General features: G+C 63.9%; 10 protein-coding genes. 8 read left to right on the top strand and 2 right to left on the bottom strand.

The features are described from left to right. A partial coding sequence (locus ACXJ7R_RS13600) for a Rieske 2Fe-2S domain-containing protein (RefSeq protein WP_457152284.1) occupies nucleotides 1-177 on the top strand: 177 nt, incomplete at its 5' end. Nucleotides 178-211: 34 nt separating this feature from the next. Continuing rightward, on the top strand, nucleotides 212-1,012 hold the full coding sequence (locus ACXJ7R_RS13595) for a 3-methyl-2-oxobutanoate hydroxymethyltransferase (protein WP_457152283.1): 801 nt from the start codon (nucleotides 212-214) through the stop codon (nucleotides 1,010-1,012). Here the strand turns inward: ACXJ7R_RS13595 and ACXJ7R_RS13590 are convergent. Together ACXJ7R_RS13590 and ACXJ7R_RS13585 are read right to left on the bottom strand one after the other, a co-directional pair. Next, the gene (locus tag ACXJ7R_RS13590; protein WP_457152282.1) at nucleotides 977-2,494 is read right to left on the bottom strand and encodes an HAL/PAL/TAL family ammonia-lyase; all 1,518 of its coding nucleotides are present in this window, start codon (nucleotides 2,492-2,494) and stop codon (nucleotides 977-979) included. The two genes, ACXJ7R_RS13595 and ACXJ7R_RS13590, sit on opposite strands and share 36 nt — an antisense overlap. Further along, nucleotides 2,491-3,492 (bottom strand): ornithine cyclodeaminase family protein, encoded by a 1,002-nt coding sequence (locus ACXJ7R_RS13585; RefSeq protein WP_457152281.1) that lies wholly within the window; start codon nucleotides 3,490-3,492, stop codon nucleotides 2,491-2,493. Before ACXJ7R_RS13585 ends, ACXJ7R_RS13590 begins: the two co-directional genes overlap by 4 nt. 118 nt (nucleotides 3,493-3,610) lie before the next feature. On the opposite strand from ACXJ7R_RS13585, the gene ACXJ7R_RS13580 reads away from it, so the two are divergent. From ACXJ7R_RS13580 to ACXJ7R_RS13555, 6 genes are all read left to right on the top strand, one after another. Then, nucleotides 3,611-5,044, top strand: coding sequence for a DHA2 family efflux MFS transporter permease subunit (locus ACXJ7R_RS13580; protein ID WP_457152280.1), 1,434 nt, complete (start codon nucleotides 3,611-3,613; stop codon nucleotides 5,042-5,044). A 267-nt stretch (nucleotides 5,045-5,311) separates the two neighbouring features. Next, nucleotides 5,312-6,298 carry an ABC transporter permease gene (locus ACXJ7R_RS13575; protein WP_457152279.1) on the top strand — a complete coding sequence of 329 codons (987 nt, stop codon included), beginning with the start codon at nucleotides 5,312-5,314 and terminating at the stop codon, nucleotides 6,296-6,298. Nucleotides 6,299-6,397: 99 nt separating this feature from the next. After that, on the top strand, nucleotides 6,398-7,423 hold the full coding sequence (locus ACXJ7R_RS13570; RefSeq protein ID WP_457152278.1) for a sugar ABC transporter substrate-binding protein: 1,026 nt from the start codon (nucleotides 6,398-6,400) through the stop codon (nucleotides 7,421-7,423). 89 nt (nucleotides 7,424-7,512) lie between these two features. Continuing rightward, nucleotides 7,513-9,636, top strand: coding sequence for an ABC transporter permease (locus tag ACXJ7R_RS13565; RefSeq protein ID WP_457152277.1), 2,124 nt, complete (start codon nucleotides 7,513-7,515; stop codon nucleotides 9,634-9,636). After that, the gene (locus tag ACXJ7R_RS13560) at nucleotides 9,633-10,688 is read left to right on the top strand and encodes a hypothetical protein (RefSeq protein ID WP_457152276.1); all 1,056 of its coding nucleotides are present in this window, start codon (nucleotides 9,633-9,635) and stop codon (nucleotides 10,686-10,688) included. Before ACXJ7R_RS13565 ends, ACXJ7R_RS13560 begins: the two co-directional genes overlap by 4 nt. Continuing rightward, the gene (locus ACXJ7R_RS13555; protein ID WP_457152275.1) at nucleotides 10,688-12,184 is read left to right on the top strand and encodes a sugar ABC transporter ATP-binding protein; all 1,497 of its coding nucleotides are present in this window, start codon (nucleotides 10,688-10,690) and stop codon (nucleotides 12,182-12,184) included. Before ACXJ7R_RS13560 ends, ACXJ7R_RS13555 begins: the two co-directional genes overlap by 1 nt. Nucleotides 12,185-12,316: the final 132 nt, after the last annotated feature.

The following is a 12,316-nucleotide window of genomic DNA, read 5'->3' as shown; positions in this document are numbered from 1 at the left end:
CATGAGAAGGCGCATCTGGCTGACGGGCTGGTGATGGACGACATCATCGAATGTCCCAAGCACAATGGCCGCTTCAACTACAAGACTGGTGCTGCCAAGGGCGCACCAGTGTGCGTCGATCTCGCGACCTATCCGGTGAAGGTCGAGGCTGGCAAAGTGATGATCCAGATCGGCTGACCTGCCGCAGCACGTAACAGAGGGAATTCTTTCGATGAGCCGAAAAAGACCGACGGTGGCGGACCTGCGCGCCATGAAGGGCAAGCGCCAGCTCACCATGCTGCGCGTGCTGACGATGGACGAGGCCGAGGCCGCCGAGCGGGCAGGGGTCGACATCGTCTCGGTGCCGCCAGAACTGGTGCTCAACCCGCAATACCGCGATGCGGCGCCCAGCCTGTTCACCATGCCGGGGGAGAATTTCTTCGAGATCGGCACGGCGGACGATTTCCTGCACTGGGCCTTCCGGCTCTATAAGGCCGGCGCAGACGCGGTCTATTGCAGCGCCGGCTACGCCACGATCAAGCGGATGGCCGACGACGCCATCCCGGTCATCGGCCATGTTGGCCTCATTCCATCGCGCGCCACCTGGACGGGCGGCTTCAAGGCTGTTGGCAAGACAGCCGACACCGCCATGGAGGTCTTCGCAGCGGTGAAGCACCTGGAGGCCGCCGGCGCCATCGGCGCGGAGATCGAAGTGGTGCCGGTCGAGGTGGCGAAGGCGATCTCGGAGCGGACGTCGCTGATCATGCTGTCGATGGGGGCGGGGACCGGCTGCGACGCGCAATATCTGTTCGCCGACGACATTCTCGGCCAGAACCGTGGGCACATGCCTCGCCACTCCAAGGTCTATCGCAATTTCGCCGCCGAATATGATCGTTTGCAGGCTGAGCGGATCGCGGCGTTCTCCGAATATGTCGCCGACGTCAACAGCCTGGCCTATCCCGAGGACAGGCATGTCGTGCACATGGATCCGGGTGAACTACGGCTGTTCCTCGACAAGGTTGGCCGGGCGTAAGGTCACCTGCCAGGGTCCGTTGGCGAGCGCGGCGAAGAGCGCTTCGGCGTCGATGCCGAGTGGCCGATCCTCCTTCAGGCTAGGGACCAGCGCGCGTATCGCCCTGTGAATTGCGGCGGTGCGGGGCGCCAGGGTGAGCCCGTCGCGCAGGTCGACCGCCTGTGCCGCCGCCATCAATTCGAAGGCGATTAGCCGCCGCCACAGCGCGACCATCCCAGCGCATTTCGCGACAGCCAGCGGTGTCTGCGTGGCATGGTCCTCGACGCCTTCCGAGACGGCCAAGAAATCCAGCATCACCGGATTGGCTCTGTGGCGGATGGCGGCCAGGATCGATGTCGCCGTCTTCTGCAGCGGCACGAAGCCGGCCGAGGCGCCGCCGACCGGCGACAGATATTTCGGCAGGCCGTTACGGCCGGAGCCAGTAAGCTGGATGAAGCGGGCAGCGCTCGCGGCGGCACTCTGGGCGATCGCCAGGCCGAGCGTTTCGAAGGCGAGCGACAGCGAAGCAGTGTGGAAATTGCCGGTCGACAGCACCAGCCCGTCGTCGCTGAGCACCAGCGGGTTGTCGGCGGCGGCATTGAGTTCGATCTCGACGGCATGTCTCGCCTGGCCGATCGCCTCGATCAGCGCGCCATGGATCGAGGGCATGCAGCGGATCGACAGGGGATCTTGCAAGGTGGTCGGCGCCGGTGCCTCGTCGCGGGCGAGCAGATATTGCAAGGCCTTGGCCGCTTCCTGCTGGCCGGCCGCCGGCCGCGCCATATGCAGGCGCGGGTCGAGGATGGTGCGATTGGCGCCGATACCTTCCATGGTCAGCGCGCCGGCCTGGTGCTGCTGGGCAAGGGCGGACAGCGCATCCGTCACCACGAGCGCACCGCTGCCCGCTGAAACAGCCGAAGCGTTAATCAGCGACAGCCCGTCCTTGGGCGCCAGGCTGATGGGGACGAGGCGGGCCATCATCAACGCCTTGGCCGCCGGCATGCGCCGGCCCTGATAGTCGGCGTCTCCTTCGCCGGTCAGCAGGCGGGCAAGCGCCGTCATCAGCACCAGATCGCCGGCGCCGATCGAGCCGAGCGACGGCATCACCGGGTGGACGCCGGCATTGAGCGCGTCGACCAAAGCGACAAACACGGTGGGCGAAAGTCCGGAGCCTCCCGTTGAAAGCATCGCCGTGCGGGCAAACATAGTTGCCCGCACGGTCTCGACCGGTAGCGCTTCGCCGACCGCGCCGCTGCGTCCTTCCAGCAGCTGGCGCTGGAAGGCGCTGGCGTCGCCCTCGACCGTCGTGCCGAGATTGGCGCCGAGCCCGGTGTTGAGGCCATAGATCTGCTGGCCGGAGGCGGCGGCCTGGTCGAGCACTGTTCGCGCCTTCTGCAGCCTGCCGAGGACATCGGATCGGACCTCCACCTTGCGCGCTTCGCGGGCCACAGCGGCGACATCCGCAGTGCCCACGCCGGCTCCGGTGAGGACGAGCGCACTCATGCGAAGCGCAGCCGCTGGCCGATGCCTTGCGCCTGCGCCTTGGCCAGCATCGCCTTGCCCAACGCAATGTCGGACAGCGACAGGCCGCGGTGCCAGAACAGGATCGTCTCGCTGTCATTCTCTCGCCCGGCCTTGAGACCGGCGGCGATCTGGCCAAGCTCGGCATGCAGCGTCTTTTCGCTCAGCCGCCCGGTCTCGACATGGGCGCGCAGCGAGCCGAACTTGCCGCCCTTGCACTGGCCCCAATCGTCGACGACCATTTTCTGCATGATGTCGGTCAGCGACAGCTCCACGGCGCTCATGGTGCCGTAGGGCACGACCAGCGCGCCGGGCTTGATCCATTCGGTCTTCAACATGGGCTGCGGTTCCGGCAGCCGCGAGGCCTCGACCACGATGTCGGCGCCTTCGACACAGCTCTTCCAGTCGGCCACAGCGGTGACACGCTTGCCGAGATCGGCGGAGAGTTTTGCGGCGAAACCGTCGCGGCTTTCCGGGCGGCGCGAATGGACGCGGATTTCGTCGAAGTCGAAGACATGGTCGAGCAGGCGTACATTCCAGTAGGCGGTGCCGCGCGCGCCGATATGGGCCAGCACTTTTGAGCCCTTGCGCCCCAGATGCTTGGCGCCGATGGCGGTGACGGCACCGGTGCGCATGTCGGTGATGACGGTGGCGTCGAGGATGGCGCGCGGCGTGCCGGTGCGCGGATCGAACAGATTGAGGATGCCGAATTCGGAGGGCAGGCCGTGCAGGTAGTTGTCGACATAGTCGCCGACGATCTTGACGCCGGCGGTGTCGAGAGGCGCGACGTAGCCGCGCAGGACATTGAAATGACCGTGGAAGGACGGGTCCGGCTCGAGATGGACGCGCGGCTCGATCACCGTCTGGCCATTGCCTTGCGCCACCAGGCCGGCCTCTACGGCGGCAATGATTTCACCATCGGACATGGCAAGGGCGTCGATATCGAGGGCATTGAGATAGTCGATATAGATGGGTTTCATCTGCTGCGTGCACTTTCCCCGGTCGCCTCTCATCCATAACAGGCCGTGACGCGACACGAAAGTTTGTTACGCCGTCTATGGACGCGGCCGGCTAATTGCTGTTCAAACCGGTTCCGTCATGACTGCCATTCCCGACACTGAAGCCTTACCCGAAACGGCCACAAATGCGCGGCGCGTGGCGCTGATTGTCGCCATCGCCTTCTTCATGCAGTTGCTGGATTCGACGATCATCTCGACATCGTTGCCGCAGATGGGCGCTTCCTTCGGCGTGCCGGCGGTGGCGATGAGCATCGGCATCACCGTCTACATGCTGACCATGGCGGTGTTCGTGCCGCTGTCGGGCTGGCTCGCCGACCGGTTTGGTGCGCGCAATATCTTCCTGCTGGCAATCATCCTTTTCACCTTGGCCTCGCTCGCCTGCGGCTTCTCGCAAAACCTGACCCAGTTCGTCGCCGCACGTGTCGTGCAAGGGCTGGGCAGTGCACTGATGACGCCGGTCGGCCGCATTCTCGTCTTGCGCAATGCATCGAAGTCCGAGCTGCTCAACGCCACCGCGCTGATCACCTGGCCGGCGCTGTTCGCGCCGGTGGTCGGGCCGGTGCTGGGCGGCTTCATCACCACCTATCTGTCCTGGCACTGGAATTTCTTCATCAACATCCCGCTCGGCGTAATCGGGCTGGCGCTGGTCGCCCGCTTCATTCCCGGCGACCGCGAGGCCAACCCAAAACCGCTAGACTGGCCGGGTTTTTTCCTGACATCGGCGGGACTTGCTTGCCTTCTGTACGGGCTCGAACGCATCGCGCATCCAGAAGACGGTGTCTTGCCGACGGTGGCGCTCATCGCCTTCGGTGTCGCCATCGGCTGGCTGGCGGTGCGCCATCTCAGGCGCGCACCGCATCCGCTGCTCGACCTCTCATCGTTCAAGGTGCTGACCTTCGCCATCTCGACGCTTGCCGCCGGCACCAATTTCCGGGTGGCGATCAACGCCACGCCGTTCCTGTTGCCGCTTCTGTTCCAGGTCGGCTTCGGTCTCAGCCCCGTCGATGCCGGCATGATGATCCTGGCCTATTTCCTCGGCAATCTCGGCATGAAGACGGTGACGACGCCGACGTTGCGGCGCTTCGGCTTTCGATCTGTGCTGGTCGTCAACGGCCTGATCGCCTCGGCGTCGATCATGGCGTGCGCGGCGATCTCACCGCAGACGCCGCAAGCGCTAGTGATCCTACTGATGCTGATCGCCGGCCTGTCGCGCTCGATGCAGTTCACCGCCCTCAACACGCTGGCCTTCGCCGATATCGACGCGGCGCAACGCAGTTCGGCCGCGACACTGTCCAGCATGCTGCAGCAAGTGGCGATGCTGTTCGGCGTCGCGGTGGCGGCGGCGATCCTGAACCTGTCGCAGATCGCCAGGGACCGGCCGGCGCTCGACCTCGTCGATTTTCGCATCGCCTTTCTGGCGATCGGCGCCATCGGGCTGGTGGCGGCGTTGCGTTTCCTCGCGCTGCCACCAGGTGCGGGTGCCGAGGTTTCCGGCCACGCACGGGGGAACTGAAATCGAATTCTTCCACCTGATGCGGAGATAAATTCCGCCTTGCCCTTTCGCCTTGGTCGGTGCTTTCGCAAGCGATCGCATTGACGCAATCATTTGCTAAAAATCCAGGCTTTTCCGGGCATTGCGCCAGTTTTGGCAATCGATGCGTCCACTCGATGAATATCGCCACCGGCCGGGCTTCTGAACGCGGATTCATTTGACGAACCGGCGCTAAGCCGATTAGCTTTCCGTGGGATGGCAGCGCTGCCATTGGGGCGTAAGCGGGACATGAACGCGATCGGCTGGCCGAATTTCAGGAGCCTGAATCAGGAAGGCATTGTCTTTGCCATCGCCGTGGTGCTGTTTATTGCCGCTGCCATCGGCCTGCCGGGCTTCATCGACCCAAACAATCTCGTGGCCATCGTCCGCTCGGTGTCGGTGCTCGGCATACTGGCGCTCGGCATGGCTGTCGTCATCATCGGCCGAGGCATCGACCTCTCGGCCGTGGCGATCATGGCAATGTCTGTCGCCTGGTATCTGCAACTTCTGAATTCAGGAACGCCGGATGGGCTGGCCTTCGCCTATGTGCTGGCCGGCGTGCTCGCGATCGGCCTGCTAAACGGCTTCCTCGTCGCCTATGCCGACGTGCCGGCGATCTTCGTGACGCTGGCGACCGGTTCCTTCGTCTTCGGCTACGTCCGCTCGCAACTGATCACGCAGGATGCCGTGCCGGTGCCGCAGGGCCATTGGGTCGAGCTGCTCGGCGGCCTACGCTTCCTCGATATTCCCATCGAGGTGTTCGTCTTCGCGGGCCTCGCCTTCCTGTTCTACCTGTTCCTGCGCTACACCAAATGGGGCCGCTACATCTATTTCGCCGGCGACAATCCGGTCGCGGCGCGCAACATCGGCATTCCTGTGCGGCCGATGCTGGTGCTGCGCTATGTGCTGTCGGCCTTCGTCGCGCTGATTGCCGGCCTGCTGACGGCGGCCAGCCTACATTCGATCAACACCCGCGTCGTCAACTCGACGCTGCTCTACGATATCGTGCTGGTGGCGGTGATCGGCGGCATCGGCCTGTCCGGCGGGCGGGGCGGGGTGCGTAACGTGCTGGTCGGGGCGGCGCTGATCGGCATCCTGCTCAACGCCATGACCATCATCGACATTCCGCTGCTCTACCAGAACCTGATCAAGGCGGCGATCCTTCTGGGGGCGATCATCGTCGATGGCGTCATCAACCCACGTGACGAACAGACCGCGCAGCAGGGCGATATCTAAGCATGATCCCTAAGAGATCATTCTTGAACCAGAAGACTTGACCAAACGCGGACGGTTGGGCCGTCGGTGAACCACAGTGACCAAAACAGAGGATGTGACATGAAACTGATCAAAACACTCTTGGCCGCCGCCACAGCGCTTGTCGTTACCGCCTTCGTCGCGCCCACCTTTGCCGCCGACGATCCGGGCCCGGCCGCCTATGCGCAGTCGCTGAAGGGCAAGCGCGTCATGCTGGTGCCGCTGGCGATGGGCTTCGACCTGGCGCAGGGCTGGGCGCATTATCTGAAGACCGAAGTCGAGGCCTGGGGTGGCGTGTTCGAGACGCGCGATCCGAACTGGGTCGTCGATGCCGGCGCGCAGGCGATCACCGACGCCATTTCGTCGGACACTCGGCCGGACGTGCTGATCATCCATGCGCCGGACCTCAACTCCTATTCCAAGCTGATGAAGAAGGCGCAGGCGGCCGGCACCTACGTGCTCCTGGTCGACAATCCTGCCAACTTCCCGGCCGACGCCTTTGTCGGCAGCGACTGGGACCGTCTAGGCCAGCTCGAGGCCGAAGCGGCGATCAAGGGCTGCGGCGAAAACTCGTCGAAGAAGATCGGCCTGGTGCAGGGCGACCAGGCGAACTCCTCCAGCCTTTATCAGTATGCCGGCATCATGAAGGTTCTGGACAAGCATCCCGACTTCAAGGTGGTGGCCAAGCCCGACTCCAACTGGGATGCGACGACCTCGCGCAACGTGACGACGACGATGCTGCAGCAGAACCCGGACATTTGCTCGATCATCGACTTCTGGGATGGTGACGCCACCGGCGCTTCGGCCGCGATCCGAGACGCCAAGCTCGAGGGCAAGGTGTTCCTGGTCACCACCGGCGGCGGGGAAAAGGCGGCGGACTGCGACAAGCTGCAGGACGGCACCTATGGCGCCGTGGTGATGACCGAGCTTGCCCGTCAGTCGGGCGACATGAACGCCATCATCAAGTTCCTGCTGCAGAGCGGCCAGCCGGCCGGCACCTCGCACACCTACATTTACACCCTGGAGAAGGCGACGACCAAGGCCGACCTCAAGCCCGACAGCTGTTGGGACCTGAAGGCGCTGCAGGCCGAAGCGGCGGCGAAATAGACCGATCCTTGCCAACACCAATCAACGAGGTGGCCGGATTGCCCGGCCACCTCTTTCTCTAGCAGCCCAGATTTGGCAGCAGTGACCCGATGTCCTTTCGCGAACGCCTCCAGTCCTGGCGCTACAATCTCGTGCCCGACCATCTTGTCGGCGAGATCCTGACCAAGCGCTGGACCGACAACGCCATTCCGTTCCTGGCGCTGGTGGTGACGTTGGCGACCTTTGGCTCGATCATTCCGGGCTTCTTCAAGCTGACCTCGCTGCAGGAATCGACCCGCCAGCTCGGCGAGTTCTCGATGGTCGTGACCGGCATGACGGTGGTGATGCTTGGCGGCGGCATCGACCTGTCGGTCGGCTCGATCTTCGCGCTGTCGTGCTTCTCGGCCGTCTATGTCTTCTTCATCCTCGAACAGTCGATCTGGCTGGCGCTGGCCGCTTCGCTTGCCACCGGCCTCGTCTTCGGCGCAATCAATGGCTATCTCGTCGGCTATCTCCGCCTGCGCGCCTTCCTCACTACGCTGGTCACCTTCATCTTCGGGCGGGCACTGTTCGACATCCTGGTCACCACCTATGCCGCTGATGTGCAGCTCTCGACAGCCACGTCGGATGTGCTCGACTTCATCGGCGACAGCACCTTCTGGGGCTTGTCGGTCTCGGTCTGGCTGGCAATCATCCTCGCCATCGTCACCCATATCGCGCTGACCCGTTCGCGACCGGGCTGGCACGTGCTGGCGGTCGGCGGCTCCAGGCGCTCGGCGCACAATGCCGGTATTCGGGTGCGCCGCACCGTGTTCATGACCTATGTCTTCTCAGGTTTCTGCGCCTCGATCGGTGGCTTCCTCATCGCTTGCCGCCTGAGCGGGGCAGGGCCGGGCACCGGCCTCAATCTCGAGATCATGGCGCTGACGGCGGCGGTGGTCGGCGGCGTCAGCTTGGGCGGTGGGCGCGGCTCGGTGATCAAGGRGCTGATGGGCGCCATCATCGTCTTGACCATGACCAATGGGCTGATCCGGCTGGGCTATGGCACCGGAACCAACCAGATGGTGCTCGGCATCATGCTGGCGGTGGCGGTGACCATCGACATCCGCTGGCTGAAGAACCGCCACAAGGTGCTGAACGAGGTCTATGTCGCGCCGGTCTATCTCAAGATGGGCGCGACACAGTCGGCGGCGCCCGGTTCGGGCACGCCATACGAACTCGACAACAGGCTCTCGGCTGCCGACCACATCGGGCTTGGCGAACTGGAGGGGCCGGAGGATGTCATCCTCGACCGCGACGACAATCTCTATTGCGGCACCCGCCATGGTGAGATCGTACGCTTCTTCGCGCCGGACTACGTCAGGTCGGAAGTGTTTGCCCATATTGGCGGCTTTCCGCTTGGACTTGCCTTCGACAAATCAGGCAACCTGATCAGCTGTGTCGGCGCCATGGGGCTCTATTCCGTGTCGCCGACGCGCGAGGTCAAACGCCTGTCGGCCGAGACCTCGCGCTCCTGGACCTCGATCGTCGACGATGCGCGACTGCGTGATCCCAATGACTGCGACGTGGCACCCGACGGCCGTATCTATTTCACCGACTCGACCAAGCGCTACGACGCCCATGACTGGGCGCTGGATTCGATCGAGAACCGCGCCACCGGCCGCTTGCTGGTCTACGACCCGAAGGACGGCTCGACCAAGACACTGCTCGACGGTTACCGCTACACCAACGGTGTGTGCATGGCGCATGACGGCAAGTCGCTGTTCTTCGCCGAAAGCTGGGCCTGCCGCGTGCACCGCTACTGGCTGGAAGGGCCGAAGGCCGGCACGGCCGAATGCGTCATCCGCGACATGCCGGGCTACCCCGACAACATCAACCGCGCCTCCGACGGCAACTACTGGATGGCGTGGCTCGGTATGCGCACGCCGAGCTTCGACCTGTCGCTGCGCCATCCCGACATGCGCAAGCGCATGACGCGCCGGCTGCCGCAGGATGAATGGCTGTTCCCCAACATCAACACCGGCGGCGTGGTGAAGTTCAACGAAAAGGGCGGCATCGTCGAGGCGATGGGCGACCTTACCGGCGGTGCGCACCCGATGGTCACCTCGATGCGCGAGCACAGGGGGTATCTGTTTGTCGGCGGTATCCTCAACAACCGCATCGGTCGTTACAAGATATCAGGCGCCGACCCGAACTGGACCAGCCCCGCTTCCTACTGGGGGGCGGCCTCATGATCCTCGATCCGGTGCTTGACCTGTTTCGCGGCAAGGCGGTGACCATTCCGCCGCTCGACGGCGCCTTCCGCCCGAACACGCGGCTGGACGACGCGCCGGCTGTCGCTGAGCTGACCGAGCCGGACAATCTGCTGATTTCCAGCGACAGGCTGTTAGCCTCCAGCGGCAATGCCATACACGCTATCGCTGCCGGCGCTGTGCCAACCGTGGTCGAGACTTTTCCATCTCCGGTCACGGCGCTGGCGCTGTCGCCATCAGGCGAACTGACGGTCGGGCTGGAGAGTGGCAGGCTGTTGATTGCCGGCAAGGAGGTTTCGTTGCCGGCCGGAATGCGCTGCATCACCGCACTTGCCTATGCAGATGATGGCATGTTGTGGCTGGCCAACGGTTCGGCTGAACACGCGCCGTCGCAATGGGCCGCCGACCTGATGAAGAAGGGCGCGTCCGGTTCGCTGTGGAAGCGGGATGCGGCGGGCGGTGGGTTCCGCAAGGTGGCAGGCGAGATCGCCTTTCCCTATGGGCTCCATCCCATAGGGCAGGATGTGCTGGTCAGCGAAAGCTGGCGCCACCAGCTCGTCCGCTTCGACGGCGCGACCGGCAACCGCTCGACGGTGCTGGCGCATCTGCCCGGCTATCCCGCACGGCTGTCGCCGACCGCCGATGGCGGTGCGTGGCTGACCTTGTTTGCGCCGCGCAACCGGCTGATCGAATTCGTGCTGCAGGAAACGCACTACCGGCAGGACATGATCAATCAGGTGCCACCGGCCTACTGGATCGCGCCGGCCCTGGCTTCCAGCCGCAGCTTCCTTGAACCGCTGCAATGCGGTGGCATCCGCACCATGGGCATCCACAAGCCTTGGTCGCCAAGCCGCTCCTACGGGCTGGTGGTAAGGCTCGACCAGAAGCTGCAGCCGCAATTCAGCCTGCACAGCCGCGCCAACGGCACGCGCCACGGCATTTGCAGCGTCGCCGAAAGGGCCGGCCTTCTGTTCATCGCCTCCAGGGGCGGCGACTGCGTGTTGTCCGTCGACCTCGCGTCGGGAGGGTTTTGATGGAACCGATCGTCCGCCTGGAAAACGTCACCAAGACTTATCGCGGCGTGCCCGCGGTGAAGAACGTCAGCTTCGACCTGCGCAAGGGCGAGATCCACGCGCTGCTCGGCGAGAATGGCGCGGGTAAGTCGACGCTGACCAAGATCGTCGCCGGGGTGGTCGACGCCACCTCCGGCAGGATGTTCCATAAGGGCGCCGAAATCGCCTACGCCTCGCCGCATGCGGCGCTCGAAGCCGGCATTGCCATGGTGTTCCAGGAAACCAGCCTGGTGCCGTCGATGACGGTGGCGCAGAACCTCTATCTCGGCGCCGAAAAATTCCTCAACCGGCTACGCGGCACCTACATTTCGGCGCAGCAGTTCCTGCAGTCCCTCAACTTTCCCGTCGACCCGAACGCGATGGTGGCGACGCTGGGTGCCGCCAAGYGGCAGATGGTCGAGATCGCGCGCGCCGTCCACCACAATGCCGAGGTCATCATCTTCGACGAGCCGACGGCGACGCTGACGCCAGAGGAGAAACGGCATTTCTTCGCGCTGATCCGGCGGCTGAAGGCGAGCGGCGTGTCGATCGTCTTCATCAGTCACGCGCTTGAAGAAGCGCTTGATATCGCAGACCGCATCACCATCTTGCGCGACGGCGAGTTGGTCATCACCGACGACACATCCGCCTTCGACCGCGACCGGATCGTCGCCGCCATGGTCGGGCGTACTTTGTCGGGGCAGATCTATCGGCAGCGCGACGAGGCGAAATTGCGCAAGGCCGGCAAGAAGGTTCTGTCGGTGCAGGACATCTCGATGAGCAATGTCGTGCGCAACAATTCGTTCTCTATCTTCGAGGGCCAGATCACCGGCGTGTTCGGGCTGATCGGCTCTGGCCGCACCGAGACGTTTAAGATCGTCTCCGGCATCTACAAGCGCGATTTCCTGCGTGGCGGGGCGATCGAACTCGACGACAAGCCGGTGCGCTATCTCGTGCCGAGCGAGGCGGTGGCCGACGGCATCGTCTATGTCACCGAGGACCGCAAGAGCGAGGGCATCTTCGAGACGATGGGCATTGCCGAGAACCTGTTCGGCGGGCTGTTGGCGGCGGGCCGCGAAAAGGCCTGGGTGATCGACCAGCAGGAGATGCGGCAGCTTGCGGCCGAATGGACGAAGACGCTGAACATCAAGGCGATCAACGACAATGCACGCGTCGTCGAGCTATCCGGCGGCAACCAGCAGAAGGTGGTGATCGGCAAGGGGCTAGTGCAGCGGCCCCGCATCGTCATCTTCGACGAGCCGACGCGCGGCGTCGATGTCGGCGCGATCGCCGAGATCCATCAGATCATCAACCGGCTGGCCGATGAGGGCCTCGCTGTCGTCGTGATTTCCTCCTACCTGCCGGAGATCATGAACCTGTCGGACCGCATCCTGGTCTGCCGGCAAGGACGTATCGTCGAAGAGTTTTCGCCGGCGGAGGCAACCGAGGAAAAGATCATGTACGCGGCGGTTCACTAGATTCAGGTGAGGCCGGCCTGCAAATGGCGGCTTCCTGGGCTTCCTGAGCAAAATCGCCACTCCGTCGCTAAAAAGTGAATCGGGCAAATGGATTGGCTGCGATTGCTCAAGACCTGATTTAATTCACAAGAC

Source organism: Mesorhizobium sp. P5_C1, assembly GCF_054049815.1.
This window is presented reverse-complemented; position numbering and strand designations above follow the sequence as displayed.